This is a genomic window from Shewanella kaireitica (assembly GCF_023284045.1).
Lineage (GTDB): Bacteria > Pseudomonadota > Gammaproteobacteria > Enterobacterales > Shewanellaceae > Shewanella > Shewanella kaireitica.
The window spans coordinates 108,357-125,915 of the sequence record NZ_JAKIKQ010000012.1 but is presented as its reverse complement, the minus strand read 5'-3'; the positions used below and the strand labels follow the sequence as shown (position 1 = coordinate 125,915).

Here is a 17,559-nt window from a genome sequence, read left to right as displayed (position 1 = left end):
TTTAAGGGTTTACAGGCTATTCCCATGGATAACAGCACTGTCTCAAGTTATGAATCCTATTTAGGTTTTCACACATTTACATGGTGATGTATAGTCATTACTCAGATACAAAGATGAGGACAACACAGTGGATCAAGATGCCAAATTAGAATTTGCAGACTTAATTACAGATCAAACCAAATTGCTTGATCTAATTAGCCAAGTTTCTCCACAAGCGCTAAAGCAGTATCCTGCTTTACAAAAACATTTGGTGATCCAAAGTGAGAAAAACAGAGAACTTCAATCTGCTATAAAAGCAGGGAAGTTTACAGAAACAGAGTGGGATCTTGAGCTTTATCGCTTGCTAGATACCATTGGTTATGAACTGATCCAAGCAATTGATACCACGGCGTTAAGTAACCGGGTGATCAGTTTAGTTGGTGCCGAAATTACAGCTATTGAAACCTTAACGATTCAGGATATCGGTTCGGAAGTTCTGGCTGAACTGCTAATAAAAATGGCCAATACAGTCATCGATAACACTAAAATTCGAGTTATTCGTTATCCTTTCTTGGCAGAAAAAGGCCGCATCGACCACAATTTTTGGAAACATGCTCACAAAGCATATGATGCCTATACCCATGAGGGATATTCTAGCCATTACAAGCTTAATATGTGGTGCGAAGCGAATATCGGAACCCGCGCGCCACAATCGTCACCTAAGTTCTTTAAATCCTATGGCGATCCTCGCAGCCTTCCTGAATGGGTTGAATATGCGAGCTACAATCAAAGCGAATAGTTAAAAGTGGTTTATGACCACAATCAAACCCATACGCATTATGCAGTGCACAGCCAAGAGTGACCCTGGTGCAGGTTCGCCGTGCTTTAAGTCAGATGACAGTTATTACCAAAAGATCTGAACAGCTCTGCTCAAGCTATTATACCAATTGCATTAAAAGTTTGACCATTCAGTGGGAATTCAAAACGCTGCAGGCAAGTAGTGGGATTTGAGCTAATAGTTATCCTATACCCAAATCCCATAGCGAAGCATACAATGTTTTGCCAATTTGTTTAACCTCAGCCGCACTACGTGAGCCCCTCAGTCTTTCCACTTCTGCTTTGCATTGGCTTAAAAGGGAATAACCACCACACAGCAATTTTTTGAAACATGACAAAATAACGAAATAAGTGAAAGTCTGATGTATTTCGCTTTAAAACCCTCAAAACCTGAACGATTACTCTAAAATTCACTCAGTTTGCTATAGGCTGGCTAATTTTCGATACAAAATGCAATATCGAGTAACACTTTCTTCAACAGCTAACTCTTGTCAACCTAGGCGCTTTTCCTCCATGATTGCCCCCTATAGAACAACAAAACCTCAACACAAAAGTCTAAAACAACAATAACAGGACATATTGATGCGCACTTTGCTTCCAGTCTGTGCACTTGCTCTACTCAGTGCATGTAGCCAACATACGACAGATGTTGTCACACCAGAGAAAGTCACCTTTGATGAATCACGATTTCGCTTAGATATAAAAACCCTTGCTTCAGATGAGTTTGAAGGCCGCGCCCCTACGACTAAGGGCGAACAACTAACATTGGATTACCTTAGTAAAGCCTTTGCTGAAATGGGCTTAGTTAAGCCAAATGGCAAAGATTACCTACAAGCTGTACCTATGGTGACCTATACCGCTTCAGAGCAGCAATCTATTCAGCTAGGTGACATGCAATTACAACATCGTCAAGATGTGGTTATTGGTAGTCGTCATGATGTGAGCAAAATTGATATTGCCAATGCACCGCTAGTGTTTGTGGGATATGGCATCAACGCCCCCGAGTATCAGTGGAACGATTATCAAGACCTCGACATGAGCGGAAAAATAGCAGTAATACTGGTGAACGATCCTGGCTTTGCTTTGCCTGAATCAGGCAAGTTTAACGGTAAAGCAATGACCTATTACGGTCGCTGGAGCTACAAGTTTGAAGAAGCGAGCCGTCAAGGTGCCCTAGGCGCAATCATCATTCACGATACCGAACCGGCTTCATACCCTTGGTCTGTCGTCGAAAACAGCTGGACTGGCGCTCAGCAAGATCTTGTTCGCAGTAAAGAAGAGCAAGCAAAATGGATAGAAGTTGAAGGTTGGATGACTCTTGATGTAGCCACTAAGCTATTTAATAAAGCTGGCCTGTCGCTAAGTACCATATCAGACCGCGCAGCAAGTAGTGCGATTAACATCTCACTGAATCAAACTGCTTCCATTTCATTCGAAAATAAAGCGCAATATGCCAATAGTTATAACGTGGTTGCGACTCTACCTGGCGAGAGTCGCAGTGATGAGCACATTTTATTCACCGCACATTGGGATCATATTGGTCTAGATCCAAGTAAAGATGGCGATCAGATCTATAACGGCGCACTAGATAACGCATCAGGTACTGCAGGTATTTTAGAGATCGCTCGCCAATTTGCCAAGCAAGCCAAAAATGGCAATCCCCTTGCCCGTTCAGTGACCTTTGTTGCAACGACAGGTGAAGAACAAGGCTTACTCGGTTCGCGTTACTATGCGTCGAATCCAGTGTATCCATTAGACAAAACTGTGGCTGTATTTAACTTAGATAGTACCAACATTTATGGCCGTACCACCGACTACACTATCGTAGGTAAAGGTAAGTCAGAATTAGAAAATTACTTAATCGCAGCAGTTACGACTCAAAACCGTACCGCCAAGAGTGAAAAGCACCCCGAATCTGGCGGTTTTTTCCGCTCAGATCATTTTAGTTTCGCTAAATATGGTGTACCCGCAGTATTTGCAGGAGGCGGAAGCATCCCAGTTGATGAAGCGACTGCAGAATACAAAGCAATGATGAAACAACAGATGAAAGGTTGTTACCACAGCGTATGTGATGAATACCGAGAAAATTGGGATCTAAGCGGAGCGTTAGAAGACTTAGCTGTTTACTACGATGCAGCAGCTGTGCTGGGTAATAATAGTGACTGGCCGGGTTATTTCAGCGGCACGGAGTTTCACTCGTTAAGACCCGCCAAAACCGACAATAACTAAGCTCACCTTAGTACATAAATACATCAACGCCCGAAGCTATATCGGGCGTTTTTTATTTTCTTTTACCGACTAATAATGCGTTTATGTGAAAAATGTCACTTAATTCTCTTAAAAACAGCATTATCTATAATTACTGATACTTCATTGCCGTTTATCCATTAACAACTAGCCCGGAACCCACAAAGATAAATATAAACCAATAAAAACCCATTTAAATTACTCATTCCTCATTCATACAGCTGCAAAGATAACGATTAACCCAAGAAAAAGACCTAAAAGATAAGAATTCTAAAATTTACGATTTGAAAGTTATGGATTTCGATGGCAGAGTAATAATCAATTGAGATTAAGACTGACATTTTTGGAGTGACCTATGTGTTCAATTTTCGCTATTTTAGATATTCAATCAGACTCGACGCCATTGCGCCAAGTCGCACTCGAAATGTCAAAACTACTACGTCATCGCGGACCGGATTGGTCTGGGATCTATAGCAGTGACAAAGCTATTCTCGCTCATGAACGTTTAGCGATTGTAGACATTGAACACGGCGCCCAGCCATTGCTTAGCCAAGATGAAACTATCGTCTTAGCCGTTAACGGTGAGATCTATAACCACAAAGAGCTTAAAGCAGAACTCGGTGACAAATACAGTTACCAAACCAACTCAGATTGCGAAGTAATCTTAGCGCTCTATCAAGAATACGGCACTGAGTTCTTAGATAAGCTCAACGGCATTTTTGCTTTTGTGTTGTATGACAAAGCAAAAGACACCTATTTAATCGGTCGCGATCACATGGGGATCATCCCGCTTTATACCGGCAGAGATGCTGAAGGCAACTTCTATATCTCTTCTGAAATGAAAGCACTGATGCCGGTCTGTAAAACTGTTGAGACCTTTACTCCGGGCCATTTTCTATCAAGTAAAGTCGGTGAACTAACTCATTATTATCAGCGTGACTGGCGTGAGTTTGCTGCAGTTCAAAGCAACCCAGCCAGCAGTGAAGAAGTGCGTGATGCACTGGAAGCAGCAGTTAAACGTCAGTTGATGTCTGATGTTCCTTATGGCGTACTACTTTCTGGAGGCTTAGATTCATCAGTTATTTCTGCAATTACCCAAACATTTGCTAAACGACGGATTGAAGATGACGGCGAAACCAGTGCTTGGTGGCCACAACTGCACTCTTTTGCTGTCGGCCTTGAAGGCGCACCGGATCTAATTGCAGCGAAAAAGGTTGCCGATGCAATCGGTACCATTCATCACGAAATCACCTTTACCTTTCAAGATGGCATCGATGCTATTAAAGATGTGATCTACCACCTCGAAACATACGATGTCACCACGATTCGTGCTGCAACGCCTATGTATTTAATGGCGCGAAAAATTAAAGCAATGGGTATTAAAATGGTGTTATCTGGCGAAGGTGCTGATGAGCTATTTGGTGGTTACTTATACTTCCACAAAGCACCTAATGCACAAGCATTCCATGAAGAGTTAGTACGTAAGCTAGATAAACTACACCTGTTTGATTGCTTACGTGCCAACAAAGCTATGGCAGCTTGGGGACTAGAAGCACGTGTGCCCTTCTTGGACAAAGAGTTTATGGATGTGGCCATGCGCACTAACCCTGAAGCTAAAATGTCGAAGGACGGCAAAATTGAAAAGCATATCCTACGAGAGGCCTTTGAGCATAAATTGCCAAAAGAAGTGGCTTGGCGCCAAAAAGAGCAATTTAGTGATGGTGTGGGCTACTCATGGATTGATGGACTTAAAGATCATGCAGCCGCTAACGTTGATGATCTTCAGCTGGCTAACGCTAAGTTCAGATTCCCATACAACACACCGGAAACAAAAGAAGGCTACTTCTATCGCACTTTCTTTGAAGAACTATTCCCGCTTGCGAGCGCTGCAGAAACGGTACCAGGTGGTAAATCTGTTGCCTGCTCAACCCCAGAGGCACTAGCTTGGGATGAAAGCTTACAAGGTATTATTGACCCGTCAGGCCGTGCAGTACAGTCTGTCCACGACAGCGCTTATTAATACCAACTAGAGAAAGTCAGTCAAACTGCATCAAAAAAGCCACTCCCTAAGAGTGGCTTTTATATATCAAAAGTTTATAACGGTTCAGTTCATCATCTTAATATAATGCTGCTTATTAATATCGACTATTTCCATCGTTACGCTGCTAACAGAATTGGTGATGAGTGAAATAGCCTCAAATACTCGCTCAAGTAGCAGTGCTTTTTGCTCATCTGTTCGACCTGGCATAATGGCCGTATGAATGTGCACAAAGGTATTTTCTTGATCTTCACCAACTCGAAAGTGTTCAACCCCATGGGCGCGGGTTTTCACCGCTTGCGGCTCAAATAATTGCGAGTCAATCAAGGCTTGATGTGTCGCCTCGACCAAGGCTTCGACTGAAATAACGTGCTTTAATGGTTTCGCATATTCAATAACACAATGTGGCATATCCAGCCCTTCTTCTTATCATTATATTGTCGCCACTACTCAGACCAAATCGCATATTCATTGCCATTAGGATCTAAAAAGTGAAATCTTCTTCCACCTGGGAATTCGAATATAGGCTTACTGATAGTACCACCCGCATCGGTGACCTTCTGCAAGGAGCTGGCTAGCTCATTTGAATAAATGACCAACAAAGGAGAGCCCTTTGCTAAGGTAAAATTTTGATCGGATAGATAAAATCCGCCGGTTATTCCAGCATTTAGAAAACAGCTATACTCAGGTCCATAATCAACAAACTCCCAATCAAAAACTTGACTGAAAAAATCTTTTGTCGATTGAATATTCTTAACAGGCATTTCCAAGTAATTTATTGTGTGGTGTAGGCTCATCCATTGCTCCCAGTATCTAAAAATACTTTTATGGTATAAAACCATAGCACGTTCCGTATGCTCTCTGTAAATTTCACTCATAAAAAAGGAAGCCTTCGCTCCCTTTAAAATCTATAACAACTACAACAATTAGCCTTGAACCAGCGCGGCGACTAAACCGATTAAGCCACCAAAAATTCCGCCCCAAACGACTAACCAACCTAAATGCTTCTTGATCATATCCTGCACTATCTCTTTGACCAGTTGCGGTGTTAATTCATTTAATCGCTGGTTAACAATATCCTCTATTTTCAATCGCATATCATCGATGACATTGCTTTGTTCGAGCTCTGCTTTAAGTAACTCGTAAAATTGATCGGACTGAGATATCTCACTGAGCGATGTTTTCATTTTTTCCATAAACGGCTCACGCAAGGGTTCAATCGCATCGGTACCGCCAAACATCGATAACATGCCACCGAGTGAGGACTGTGAAACAGTGCTGACTAAAGCGTCGAATGCAGGTGACAGATCTAACTTCTCAATCACAGGTTGTAGGTCGATATGTTGCTCTGCATTACCCTGCTGCGACAGAAATCGTTCTATATTTTCTTCAGTAAAAAACTGCTTCATCATCAAATGAGCAATCCCTTCTTTAAACTCTTCAAAGCGAGATGGCACCACACCAGAACCATAGAGACCAGGCACTTTCTCAAACAGCATATGAATAGCGAGCCAGTTAGTGATCGCACCTGAAAGTGCGAACAAACCAACAGTTAGAAGAACTGGCTGCGCTAATAAATAGCCGCCTAATACTGCCAGCGCAGCAATCAAATTGGTAACAACACTTTTATTCAAGCTAATTCCCCGTAAGCATGATCGAAAACGGGCTATGTTACCTCCAGGCAAACTCACTAGGCAATATAATTATGTTATTACCGCCAAATCTGCCACAGGGATAACAATGGGAAAATACCTTTCTCTAGCTAGATCTCTTTATCAATTTAATAGTTAAAAAATTCAATAACTGCAGCTCAAACATGCCGAACGACTTCAACACTTTAAGCTATATAGGACCTCTTGGTGAATCAAATACTGCTCAATATTAACTCTTAGCGCTAGGTTAGAAGCTACACTTGTTTGAGCAGTTCCTAGTAAGGAAACCCAATGAAACCCACCTCTGCCAATTCAGGCTCATTAAGCTGGCATGAGTTAACCGCTAGCAGTAGTAAAGAAGCCATGGCCTTTTACAGCCAAGTATTTGGCTGGAAATTCAAAACCATTGTTGTAGCCCACGCGCCCTACCATATTATTATTAACGACGGCGTCGATATTGGTGGTATTGCACAAAGTCCGGCGCCAGCCATGCCTAGTAATTGGACTGGATACATCACGGTAGAAAACGTTGATGCTATTGCCGAAAAGGCTCATGAGCTAGGTGCAACCATTCTATTTGGTCCAGAAGATATCATTGGCATTGGTCGTTTCTGCTGGTTAAAAGACCCTCAGGGAGCGATTATCGCAGCAATTAGTTACTTAACTCTCTAGGGTGTGGTTAGCCTCTTTTCACTGAACGAAGATCTTTATATTCAAATGGCAATACATGAATTTTGGCATACTCAAAACCATCCAAAAATGCTTGTTGCTGAGCTTTAACAACCGCTTCAGGTTCACCGCAAAGAAACACTCTATTATGCCGAGTGATTGGATGCTCACTCGCTGCAAGCTCAAAGGGTTGAATTTGTTGGCAACGTAAACCCGTTAAATCAACTTTAGCCGCTGCGGTAATACAAGCCCGATAGTAGACGTTTTTATGGGCTAGCATTAACGACAAACATTGCTTTTGTAGATATAGTTCTTCAACTGTTCGGGCACCGTGATAAAGGTATATCTCGGCTTGATGTGACATCGCTAACGCCTGTTCAACAATGCCCATCGCAGCCCCAATGCCTGCTCCATGACCAATCAAAATCAACTTGTCTTGTTGATACTCGGCCTTATAAACACATTGCCCTAAGGGCCCTTGAATGAGCAGTTGTTCACCGTTGCTGGCAGTATTAAATAACCAACCACTAAATTGGCCGTTGTACTTCCGAGTAATATGCAGCTCAATGACATTGCCATCGACTTTAGCGATGGCATAACTGCGGGTCAGACCGTCATAGCGTCTAAGGTTGATATATTGCCCCGCAAGACAATTGAGATTTTCAGAAACTTTCACCACGATTTTCATCATGTTGTCAGTCATGAATATACGCTCTATTAATTGAGCAGACACAAACAGGTCTTGCTCAAGCACCGTTTTCAGCTTAAGTCCTTCAGCAGGGATACACTGGCATGCGCACAGATAATGGTTCGCCTTAAGGCGAGCACTTAAGCCTCGCTGGGAACCCGTGGACAGCTCCCCGCCAACATGTTGCAGTAAACAGGTTTTACAGGCTCCTTTCATACAAGAGTAATTGAGTGAATTGCCGCTGCGAATAAGGGTCTCAAGTACCGATTCATTTTCATCGGAATCAAAAGCTTGGCCATCTAAAAAGAAAGTTGTCATGGGCTAACGTTGTTTCTCAATTAATAACAAAAAATAATATGATCTCAAGCGCATTTCTATAATAATGTAGCTAAAATTATAGGAGTCTATTTTTGCTTTGTAACGCTTTTGTAACCGCCAAAGGTTTCTACCCCTTGGGTTACGGGCTAGCAAAAATGAAGTACTCATTCATTAAAGAAGAAGTAAGGTCTGTATGACTATCGTCCCAAAATCACTTGTTGAATTTAGAGATAAATTTCGCCAACTACCTCGCTACCTGCGTCTACTCACGTTCGCTGCCATACTGTACCTTGTGTTTACCGCAATCTTAGGATTGCTAATCCCCTACATTGCAGTTAAACAAGTACCACAACAACTATCGAGTATGTTGCAACGCCCTGTGATCTTGAACGATGTTCGAATCAACCCCTTTACCTTAGAAGTGGCTATTGACCAATTTCAAATTCAGGAAAGTAAGACTACCCTAAACAGCGACGAATTTGTTGGATTTGAACAACTTACTTTTGAATACCGCTTTTGGCACTCTATTTTTAATACCGCTTTTAGTATTGCTGATGTGACATTGTTGAACCCTACACTGAATGTTGAGAGACTCAAAACCGATGACTCATTAACTTTCAATTTTAGCGATATATTAGACACTCTGGCAAAAAATAGCAGCCAGCCAGAGGAAGCACCAGAGTCTGCAACTGGCCTGCCTCACTTTATGGTTGAGAATTTGGCGATTGTTGATGCAGATCTTAGCTTTATCGATAACATCACCGAAGGCAAGTTACGCTACCCCCAAGTAAACCTGAATATTAAGTCGTTTGACTCACAAAATGCGTTATCAGTGTCGATGCAAAGCAAACAGGGAGTGCAAAGCAACCACTATGCTATCCATCTTGTGGGTAATAATGGTGGAGAGATTGCCACTCAAGGTGTTGTGCAACTCGAACCGCTTTCTATTGTGGGTGATATTCAATTGACCGATATTCAACTGCCACAGTTTTGGTCCTTTGTTGATAAGCAATTTATTGCCAATTTAGCCTCTGGCAGATTAAGTGTCGACAGCCAGTATCGCCTAGAAGAGATGAGTGACCATTTTCAAGTCACCAGCAATGAAGGCTTAATCAAGTTCGAAGATCTTACGCTGATAGATGACAAGACGACGGTTGCCAGCTTACCTATCTTTGCTATTGAAGGGATTGAGTTTGATCTGCATCAGCAATCCGTTAGCGCCGCTAAAATCCGATCTCAGGGCTTAGTTGTCAACACGACCCTCAATCAAAAAGGCAGTAACCTCGAAAAGCTATTTGAGCCCAAATTGGCGGCGACTCCCGAACCTAAGCAACAACAAAACGACGTTATTGCTAAAGCTGATAAGGAGGCACAGAGCTTACCTTGGAGCGCGGTATTAAACGCTGTCGACATCGAAAACTACCAAGTGAACCTAACTGAAAAAATTCTCACCCAAGGAACTCTTTGGCAGATAAGTGACCTTAAATTACACACAGGTAAAATCAATGCCGATCTATCCAGCCCCATCAATTACCAACTGTCGCTCAATATCAATCAGCAAGGGTCATTCTCTGCAGATGGCAGCATTGATATTAAACAGCAAAATGTGCTGAGCCAAATACAGCTATCAAATCTTGGTTTAAACCAATTCCAAGATTACCTTAGCCCATACATCAATATCGATTTAAAGCAGGGGTTATTGTCAAGCAAAGGCAGTTTAGAACTCAACAACGAGGCAGATCAACTTAGCTATAATGGCGCGTTGAATATTAGCGATTTGCTTGTAAAAGACACAGTGCAAAAGAAGACATTATTAAAATGGAAAAATGTCGATATTAATGCCTTTGGTTTCGATAAAGCCGCCAATAGCGTTGAAATAGACCATATAATGCTAGAACAGCCTTACGGTCGTATCATTATAGCTGAAGATAAAAGCACCAACTTTGGCGAGCTCGTGGTAACCCCTGCAACCTCAGAGTTAAGCCAAACGACTGAGCAAAACGCACAAACTGCAACGAGCGTAAAAGTCGCCAAACCAAGCACCGATGACAGCAATCAAGTAGCCGCCAATGCGATGGCGATTAGCATAAACAAGATCAGCATTAACGATGGATCAACCTTCTTCGCCGATAACTCATTAACCCCTAACTTTGCAGCCAGCATTGAGCAGCTTAACGGTCAAATCACTAAACTTTCGTCATCGAGTCAACAAGCGGCATCAGTAGACATCAAAGGTAAGATTGATCGCTACGCACCAGTAACATTAAAAGGTGATATTAACCCATTACTGGAGCAACCGTTTTTAGATTTAGCTCTTGGGTTTAAACATGTCGAACTCACCTCGGTAAACCCATACTCAGGGACTTATGCGGGTTACTACATCGATAAAGGTCAACTGTCGCTAGATTTAAACTACCGCCTTGAGAATAATCAATTGGTCGGTGACAACCACTTAGTGGTTGATCAACTCGAACTGGGCAAGCCCAGTGACAGCAGCTTAGCTACCACACTGCCAGTGACGTTAGCAATTGCCCTATTACAAGATAGACATGGAGTGATTGATTTAGGCCTGCAGGTTTCAGGCGACTTAGATGAGCCTAACTTTAGTTTTGGTAGTATTGTGATGACCGCCTTTACCAATGTCATCACCAAAGCCGTAACGGCGCCGTTCTCGCTATTGGCAGGTTTGTTAGGCGCTGACGATGATGAACTTGATAAAGTTAACTTCGACGCCGGCAGTGGTGAGCTAAATGACAAAGCTAAAGAAACTTTAGGCCAACTCGCTAAAGGCTTAGCTGATCGACCTATGCTTAAACTCAATGTTGAGGGCGCGGTCAATGTTGCCGACGACAACCGCGCGTTATCTGAAGTACAACTGAGCCAGAAATTAGCGCAGCTTGCTCAACTTGAAATCGAGCAACTGCCAACCGATTTAAGTGCCAGCACATACCCAACTACAGGTGCGCTATCGGATGCGTTAAAGTTACTGTATGAAACTGAACTCGCCAGCCCTGCAGTTGATGTTAAAACCACAATTGAAGCCGAACACCAAGGTGATAGAGCCCTAACAGATGAAGAGTTGACTACCCGTTGGCACATTGCGCTGTATAACTTTAGCCTAAGCGCGCAACGGATCTCTGATGATGCGCTAGGGAATTTAGCCCAACAACGAGCTAGCGCAGTGAAGACCTTCTTAGCCGATAGTAAAACCGTCGCACCAGAAAGAGTATTTTTACTCGATAGCCGAGTTGATTTAAATACAGGCGCCAGTCAGGCATTACTGACGTTGACCGCCAATTAAAACCGTTTGCAACAAGCTAACACCCATGTTCGCCAACGAGTAACAACGGATTGAGTCGTACACCTAAGGCATCTAGTAAGGTGCCTTTTTATTTTATACCAATATAGTTCATTTAAAGGTTATAAAATAATCATAAATTTCAGCGTACTATTGTTTATTTGCTCAGCTCTCAAAGGTAGTATTTAAAGCCAAGGACAATACTTTTAATGGAATAGCGATGAACTTAGCTTTTATAAGCCAACCCACAACACCTAATGCAATGCGCGCTATCAGCGCTTTACTGACAGCGGTTACCAAAGAAAAGCCTAACGTCGGTTACATCGCCTCTCAACCGGATCCTAATCGTGATTACTTTGTGCAAACTCAGCAGCTTTATCAGTCTCTCAATGCACAGATGAGTGTTTATTTAGAGCTTGAATCAGGCTTTAGCCATGAGGCTCTTAATGCGCTATTAAACTGTGATGTTATTCACTTGTCAGGTGGAGATACCCAGCGATTTTTACAAGCAGTAAAACAGCGTAAGCTCATTGCCTTATTACAAGCCTTTGTAGAAAATGGCGGCGCCATCGTTGGTGTCAGCGCTGGGGCAATGTTATTGACCCCATCCATAGCCAGTGCAACACTTTGTGGCGACGAGATAACAGATGAGGAATCAACGCTGAGCGCTGTCAATCTCGTCCATTTTCTATTTGTGCCCCATGTTACACAGCAACAGTTAAATCAAATTCATTTTAAGCAGCAACTAAGTGAGCTAAAAAGTCCCTGCTATTTGTGTTCCGACAATGACGCTGTGCTGCAAATGGGTAAAGAGTTGTTACTCTACGGCACTCCAACTCTGTATAAAAATCCCGCTAAGTAAACGATTTCTAATCAAAGCTGTTAACGCCGCAATGCATAGGGTAAAATCTTCGCGAATCAAAATACATTAAGGGTAGTAAATGTTTGTTATTCGTTGGGTACTAGGTCGGATCATTTTGTTTTTAAACTTTATTTTTGCGCCGAAAAAGCTAAAGCGTCCTATCGCTGAACAGCAAAAGATAGATGATGCCACTAAAAATATGACCATCTATGAATACAAAGCTTGTCCGTTTTGTGTAAAGGTACGCCGCTCATTACGTCGCCAAGGGCTCAACATTGTGACTCTTGATGCAAAGCAAGAACCCCATAAAAATACTCTTCTGACTGAAGGTGGTAAGCTACAAGTTCCTTGTTTAAAAATTGAAGATGCAGGTCAAGCGACTTGGATGTATGAATCATCTGAAATCATCGGTTTTTTAGATAAGAAGTTTGCTTAAACGCAGAGCATTTAGTCATTGCCACTAAAAAGGTAGCCTATGAGCTACCTTTTTTATTGCTAGACTCTTGCGATCAAACCTTTATATAGGCTGGTATTCGGCCTTAAGTCGTCACTTCAGCTTCATCATAAGCTCGCACTGCGCTTTTTAGGTCAGAAAGATCTGAACTACAAAGATAGCGCTTTAGCGCATTAAACTTATCCTCTGACCAATCATAGATCTTCAAAGCTAACAGCTCAGAGATGGTACTTTCTTCAAAGCGATACTTAACTAGCTTTGCAGGGCTGCCAGCAACAACACTGTAGGGGGCGACATCTTTTGTCACCACACTGTTTGCGGCAATAATAGCCCCTTCACCGATAGTCACTCCTGGCATTATCATCGCTCGCATACCGAGCCAGCAGCCATCATGGATATGAGTATCCCCCTTACCTACATAAGCCTCATCAATAAAATCCATAAAGGGGTAAAGGCAGAACCAGTCAGCTCTATGGGTATGGTTACCTCCCATTAAGATGATGACTTCAGCGCCTATACACACATAATTACCGATTGATAGCTTGTCGATATGCCATCGAGGCTCCCACTGACGGCTCACTTCATCGCCATGTAGATAACGTACCACTGAATTCTCAAAGCCATTATCCCAGCAATCGCTGTAGTAACTGTAACTGCCCTTGATGGTAATATTTTTATTGCTAACCACTTCATTCAGCAGTTGATATTTAGACCAATGTTTATTTTTCATAATAACGCTCTATAGTTGGAGTCAAGAAACCAACTGTCTATTCAAAAATCTAAAAAGCTGACAGTAACTCTGCACTCTTTTCATGTACAAAAGCTGTCACCGCAAACAAAAGTCGCTAAACCTCAACAGCTTGAATACTCTCTAATAAATAGTAACTACTTGTTAAACAACTTTTTGATAAGTAGCTTAACAATAATAAGGAAAGGTCCAACAGCCGCAAACGCATAGATGGAGAGAGTCCTATAGTAGTCTTGCGGGCTCGTATCTATATGGTAGATATGGCTGTGTTTACCGCGAATAACTCCCGTCGAGTAAGCATCAATTAGCACAAATGATGAATAAACAATAACCATAAAGAATAGAAACATAATCATCCATTCAACCTGGCTCTCTTCATTGACATTAATAGGTTCTGGCTTAGGTTCGGCGTCAGGGTTTTGCTTTCTGTACGCTATCTCCTGCATTAACGCATTATATCGCTGCGGATAACGCTGCTTATTGATATTTTCTTCAACATCATATAATTCAGCTAGCGTACATTGCTTATAATCAGGCTCCATAAGGCACTTTTCGATTTAAATTATTTGCAAAGATGAGCTCTTTTTCCCATGATGCCAAAGAAAGTGACCGACCAGGGAATACAATTTTCGAAAAAGGCCACTGTTTTTGTAGCCAGTTTAAGACTGCTTGGTACAGTGTTGATTCCAGCTCAAGACTATCGTCTCTGATCCAGAAATATACAACACAATCATATTGAGGTAATTGACTTGGATCGATATAAATGGAGCCTAAACACCTATTTTTTGCACTGTTAAATACTGAGTAAGCAAATGCAACGCGTGATTCAAACTCTTGTTTATGAATACGTAAACTTTCAGTATTTTGTTCAAATGTCATATCACTTTTAGGCCACATATATCGCGTTCCAAACATGCCTTGCAGGCTCAAGTGACTGGACATTACTGCTTCGTAATCTAACGCTGAAATTGTATCTTCGAGCACTCTAAAGTGGAAATACTGGCAATCAAATGTTGTCGGCACCTCAAAGTTTTGGGGAATGAATAAATCTGCCACAATCAATATCGTCCATATGAGTGTAATGCCCCATTAACGGACGGCATATTCTAAAAGTGATAAAGCACTAAACTATTGCTTAACGATAAGTATTTTAACAAGAAATGTCATTAATTGAATAGAGATGCAAGCATGGGAACGTTATCGACAGTTTTTTACTCATTTTCAGTGAAACGCAACACAGAGCACAGCGTACTGCACTCTGTGACTTCTTCTACCCGACTTTATTGATCATGCCCTTAAGCACAATATCGTGATAACTGACTAATCCAACAATTTTACCTTGCTCAACCACCGGCGCTTTCGTGATCCCAAAACGGTCAAACAAACGGGCGCAATACCTCACATCCATGTTGCCATTAACCGCTAGTACTGGCTTTACCATAATCTCATAGATATTGACTCGTTCTGGCGCTTTATCTTTTGCCAGTACTTTTTTAGCTATATCACTCATGAGCACCATGCCGTACTCATCATCGTCATCACGTTTGTTAACGAACAATACATTGACCTTATGCGATACCGCTTGCTCTATTGCCTCAGCAACCGTTTGAAGCCCATCTACCATGGCGTATTCTTGGCACATTACATCATGATTTCTGACTGGATTTTGCTTGCTCATATCTGTTCCTCTATATCATGGCTCAACTGTTGGACTTGATGCGCAACACCAACGGCATCTTCAACATCAATTTGAATGGCGATCCCCTTTCCTGAATCACTATCAAATTCACCCACTTCACTAACGGTTTCCAAAATAGCGCGGCTTAGGTGCTCTTCAACCAGTAATAGTACGACATCACGTTGAATATCAAGCGATAGACCCATAAAGGTCTTCTGTTTTTTCAGCCCCTCACCGCGTGCATGGTTAATAACCGTTGCACCCGTTGCGCCCTCGCTTCGAGCAGCATCGAGGATCGAGTCTGTACATGCATCATCTATAAAGACAATTATCAGTTTAAAGCGCATTATTCCGCTCCTTTTGAGTTCTATTTTTAAATTCGACCAGTTGGGCATAACCCATCACAGTGATCATTGGAAATAAGCTTGCAAAAGCAATCAAGCCAAAACCATCAATCAAGGGGTTACGGCCATCAACATTGGTGGCAAGGCCTAAGCCTAGCGCTGCAACTAATGGCACAGTCACTGTCGAGGTTGTTACCCCGCCAGAGTCATAAGCTAAGGGCACGATCATTTTGGGGGCGTAAAACGTCTGAATAACCACAATCACATAGCCAGCCATAATGTAGTAATGGATGGGATCCCCTACCACAATACGAAAGCAACCAAGTGAAATCCCAAAAGCAACCCCAATCGCTACCGAGATCCGCAGGCCTTGAATGCCAATACTGCCACCGGAAACTTCATTGGCCTTAATCGCCACTGCAATGAGAGAGGGTTCAGCTATCGTGGTGCTAAATCCAATTGCCGCAGCGAAGATATAGACCCAATAGTAATCTTGCCATGCATTAACCGTGATTGACGGGTCATCCGCATGGATAAACTCAGGGGAAGTCAGTTGCTCCGCCATCGCTTCGCCAATCGGAAACAGTGCCAGCTCAAGCCCAACCAAAAAGAAGCTTAGCCCCAAGATGACATAGATAAAACCGGCTGCAACTCTACGCCAATTAGCAACCGGTCTTTTTAATACTCCAAGTTGAAAACCAAATAAAATCACTGCAATTGGGATCACATCTCGCGCTGTCAGCATCAAGGTTTCGAGTACTTTGCTTAGCATCTCCATTACAGCACCACCATTCCGTAAATAAGCACAAAGATCATCGGCATCAAACTCGCGAATGCGATTAAACCAAAGCCGTCTAACATGGGATTGCGGCCTTTAATGACACTGGCGAGACCTACTCCCAATGCCGTCACTAAAGGGACTGTAATAGTCGATGTGGTCACCCCACCAGAGTCGTAGGCAATACCTATGATATTCTCTGGTGCAAAAGAGGTCAGCACCATCACCAATATATAGCCACCAATAATGATGTAATGAATAGGCCAGCCTTTTAAAATTCTGACAACACCGAGCAAAATAGCCAGCCCTACGGACAACGCGACGGTTAACCTTAGCCCCATTGCATAACTGTCCATGGCAGCTTCACTGTTAACGATTGCTCCTGCATCAGCGGCAACGTCGGCAGCTTCATTGGCAACCGCGGTTAAAGCCGGTTCAGCGAGTGTTGTGCCAAAACCTAATGAAAACGAGAAAATGACTAGCCAAAAGACACTGCCCTTTCTTGCTAATGCTTGTGCAAGAGATTCGCCAATGGGGAACAAACCCATCTCCAAACCAAATACAAAGAAAGTAAGGCCTACCACAATGAAAATAAGGCCAATAACAATAGAAAAAAGATTATCTGGGGCTTGATGCAATACAAATATTTCAAAGAAACTGACCACTAAAATAATAGGGATAAGATCTTTAAAACTATTTAGCATCGCTTTTAACAACTGAATGATTGAAGCCATACACACTCCTTTTGGGCTACTATTTCAGTCTGCCAAAACCGCTAAAAACCACAACAAATGATTAACATTTTTATCCATATCTGTGACATACGTCATAGAGTTATAAGCTACTGACCTAAATACATTATCGTTTAAATGCGCTAGGGACTGATTAACATTCTATTTGTACTTTTATTATTAACATCGGCATAGCAAAGCCACTGCAATAAAGTGACTTTAGCTAAAATAATCGATA

The 17,559-nt window shown here is 42.3% G+C and carries 18 protein-coding genes; 7 read left to right on the top strand and 11 right to left on the bottom strand.

Annotation, left to right across the window (positions count from 1 at the left end; translation table 11 throughout):
- Positions 1–127 precede the first annotated feature (127 nt).
- From L2730_RS14955 to asnB, 3 genes are all read left to right on the top strand, one after another.
- The gene (locus L2730_RS14955) at positions 128–778 is read left to right on the top strand and encodes a hypothetical protein (protein ID WP_248975327.1); all 651 of its coding nucleotides are present in this window, start codon (positions 128–130) and stop codon (positions 776–778) included.
- Between the two features lie 620 nt (positions 779–1,398).
- Complete coding sequence (locus tag L2730_RS14950) at positions 1,399–3,045, top strand: M28 family metallopeptidase (protein WP_248975326.1); 1,647 nt, start codon at positions 1,399–1,401, stop codon at positions 3,043–3,045.
- Between the two features lie 373 nt (positions 3,046–3,418).
- Positions 3,419–5,083: an asparagine synthase B gene (gene asnB, locus L2730_RS14945; protein ID WP_248975325.1), complete on the top strand. Its 1,665-nt coding sequence runs from the start codon at positions 3,419–3,421 to the stop codon at positions 5,081–5,083.
- 84 nt (positions 5,084–5,167) lie between these two features.
- Here the strand turns inward: asnB and L2730_RS14940 are convergent, their stop codons facing one another.
- From L2730_RS14940 to L2730_RS14930, 3 genes are all read right to left on the bottom strand, one after another.
- Positions 5,168–5,512: a 5-carboxymethyl-2-hydroxymuconate Delta-isomerase gene (locus L2730_RS14940; protein WP_248975324.1), complete on the bottom strand. Its 345-nt coding sequence runs from the start codon at positions 5,510–5,512 to the stop codon at positions 5,168–5,170.
- Positions 5,513–5,547: 35 nt separating this feature from the next.
- Positions 5,548–5,898, bottom strand: coding sequence for a VOC family protein (locus tag L2730_RS14935; protein WP_248975349.1), 351 nt, complete (start codon positions 5,896–5,898; stop codon positions 5,548–5,550).
- A 129-nt stretch (positions 5,899–6,027) separates the two neighbouring features.
- Positions 6,028–6,735, bottom strand: a complete 708-nt coding sequence (locus L2730_RS14930) for a DUF445 family protein (protein ID WP_248975323.1) — start codon at positions 6,733–6,735, stop codon at positions 6,028–6,030.
- 309 nt (positions 6,736–7,044) lie between these two features.
- Between L2730_RS14930 and L2730_RS14925 the strand changes: the two genes are divergently transcribed.
- Positions 7,045–7,425: a VOC family protein gene (locus L2730_RS14925; protein ID WP_248975322.1), complete on the top strand. Its 381-nt coding sequence runs from the start codon at positions 7,045–7,047 to the stop codon at positions 7,423–7,425.
- A gap of 7 nt (positions 7,426–7,432) precedes the next feature.
- Here the strand turns inward: L2730_RS14925 and L2730_RS14920 are convergent, their stop codons facing one another.
- Entirely contained in the window at positions 7,433–8,428 is a 996-nt protein-coding gene (locus L2730_RS14920; protein WP_248975321.1) for a 2Fe-2S iron-sulfur cluster-binding protein, read from the bottom strand.
- 193 nt (positions 8,429–8,621) lie between these two features.
- Between L2730_RS14920 and L2730_RS14915 the strand changes: the two genes are divergently transcribed.
- The 3 genes from L2730_RS14915 to L2730_RS14905 all read left to right on the top strand — a co-directional run bounded on the left by L2730_RS14915 (position 8,622) and on the right by L2730_RS14905 (position 13,024).
- Entirely contained in the window at positions 8,622–11,729 is a 3,108-nt protein-coding gene (locus L2730_RS14915; protein WP_248975320.1) for a DUF748 domain-containing protein, read from the top strand.
- Between the two features lie 217 nt (positions 11,730–11,946).
- Positions 11,947–12,588: a Type 1 glutamine amidotransferase-like domain-containing protein gene (locus tag L2730_RS14910; protein WP_248975319.1), complete on the top strand. Its 642-nt coding sequence runs from the start codon at positions 11,947–11,949 to the stop codon at positions 12,586–12,588.
- Positions 12,589–12,667: 79 nt separating this feature from the next.
- Positions 12,668–13,024 (top strand): glutathione S-transferase N-terminal domain-containing protein, encoded by a 357-nt coding sequence (locus tag L2730_RS14905; protein WP_248975318.1) that lies wholly within the window; start codon positions 12,668–12,670, stop codon positions 13,022–13,024.
- A gap of 103 nt (positions 13,025–13,127) precedes the next feature.
- On the opposite strand, the gene L2730_RS14900 is transcribed toward L2730_RS14905, so the two are convergent.
- From L2730_RS14900 to L2730_RS14870, 7 genes are all read right to left on the bottom strand, one after another.
- Positions 13,128–13,772 carry a CatB-related O-acetyltransferase gene (locus L2730_RS14900; RefSeq protein ID WP_248975317.1) on the bottom strand — a complete coding sequence of 215 codons (645 nt, stop codon included), beginning with the start codon at positions 13,770–13,772 and terminating at the stop codon, positions 13,128–13,130.
- 155 nt (positions 13,773–13,927) lie between these two features.
- Positions 13,928–14,332 (bottom strand): hypothetical protein, encoded by a 405-nt coding sequence (locus tag L2730_RS14895; protein WP_248975316.1) that lies wholly within the window; start codon positions 14,330–14,332, stop codon positions 13,928–13,930.
- On the bottom strand, positions 14,322–14,846 hold the full coding sequence (locus L2730_RS14890; RefSeq protein WP_248975315.1) for a hypothetical protein: 525 nt from the start codon (positions 14,844–14,846) through the stop codon (positions 14,322–14,324). Before L2730_RS14890 ends, L2730_RS14895 begins: the two co-directional genes overlap by 11 nt.
- A gap of 214 nt (positions 14,847–15,060) precedes the next feature.
- A complete protein-coding gene (locus L2730_RS14885; protein ID WP_248975314.1) occupies positions 15,061–15,468 on the bottom strand; it encodes a CBS domain-containing protein in 408 nt (135 codons plus the stop codon).
- Positions 15,465–15,815, bottom strand: a complete 351-nt coding sequence (locus L2730_RS14880; RefSeq protein WP_248975313.1) for a P-II family nitrogen regulator — start codon at positions 15,813–15,815, stop codon at positions 15,465–15,467. The genes L2730_RS14885 and L2730_RS14880 overlap by 4 nt, the downstream gene beginning before the upstream one ends.
- Positions 15,805–16,590 (bottom strand): DUF1538 domain-containing protein, encoded by a 786-nt coding sequence (locus tag L2730_RS14875; protein WP_248975312.1) that lies wholly within the window; start codon positions 16,588–16,590, stop codon positions 15,805–15,807. The genes L2730_RS14880 and L2730_RS14875 overlap by 11 nt, the downstream gene beginning before the upstream one ends.
- A complete protein-coding gene (locus L2730_RS14870; RefSeq protein WP_248975311.1) occupies positions 16,590–17,324 on the bottom strand; it encodes a DUF1538 domain-containing protein in 735 nt (244 codons plus the stop codon). Before L2730_RS14870 ends, L2730_RS14875 begins: the two co-directional genes overlap by 1 nt.
- Positions 17,325–17,559: the final 235 nt, after the last annotated feature.

Bases quoted from the DNA above. Each gene is read 5' to 3' on its own strand.
- L2730_RS14950 (WP_248975326.1), top strand. From the start codon at position 1,399: ATGCGCACTTTGCTTCCAGTCTGTGCACTTGCTCTACTCAGTGCATGT.
- asnB (WP_248975325.1), top strand. From the start codon at position 3,419: ATGTGTTCAATTTTCGCTATTTTAGATATTCAATCAGACTCGACGCCA.
- L2730_RS14940 (WP_248975324.1), bottom strand. From the start codon at position 5,512: ATGCCACATTGTGTTATTGAATATGCGAAACCATTAAAGCACGTTATT.
- L2730_RS14935 (WP_248975349.1), bottom strand. From the start codon at position 5,898: ATGAGCCTACACCACACAATAAATTACTTGGAAATGCCTGTTAAGAAT.
- L2730_RS14925 (WP_248975322.1), top strand. From the start codon at position 7,045: ATGAAACCCACCTCTGCCAATTCAGGCTCATTAAGCTGGCATGAGTTA.
- L2730_RS14920 (WP_248975321.1), bottom strand. From the start codon at position 8,428: ATGACAACTTTCTTTTTAGATGGCCAAGCTTTTGATTCCGATGAAAAT.
- L2730_RS14915 (WP_248975320.1), top strand. From the start codon at position 8,622: ATGACTATCGTCCCAAAATCACTTGTTGAATTTAGAGATAAATTTCGC.
- L2730_RS14910 (WP_248975319.1), top strand. From the start codon at position 11,947: ATGAACTTAGCTTTTATAAGCCAACCCACAACACCTAATGCAATGCGC.
- L2730_RS14905 (WP_248975318.1), top strand. From the start codon at position 12,668: ATGTTTGTTATTCGTTGGGTACTAGGTCGGATCATTTTGTTTTTAAAC.
- L2730_RS14900 (WP_248975317.1), bottom strand. From the start codon at position 13,772: ATGAAAAATAAACATTGGTCTAAATATCAACTGCTGAATGAAGTGGTT.
- L2730_RS14895 (WP_248975316.1), bottom strand. From the start codon at position 14,332: ATGGAGCCTGATTATAAGCAATGTACGCTAGCTGAATTATATGATGTT.
- L2730_RS14885 (WP_248975314.1), bottom strand. From the start codon at position 15,468: ATGAGCAAGCAAAATCCAGTCAGAAATCATGATGTAATGTGCCAAGAA.
- L2730_RS14880 (WP_248975313.1), bottom strand. From the start codon at position 15,815: ATGCGCTTTAAACTGATAATTGTCTTTATAGATGATGCATGTACAGAC.
- L2730_RS14875 (WP_248975312.1), bottom strand. From the start codon at position 16,590: ATGGAGATGCTAAGCAAAGTACTCGAAACCTTGATGCTGACAGCGCGA.
- L2730_RS14870 (WP_248975311.1), bottom strand. From the start codon at position 17,324: ATGGCTTCAATCATTCAGTTGTTAAAAGCGATGCTAAATAGTTTTAAA.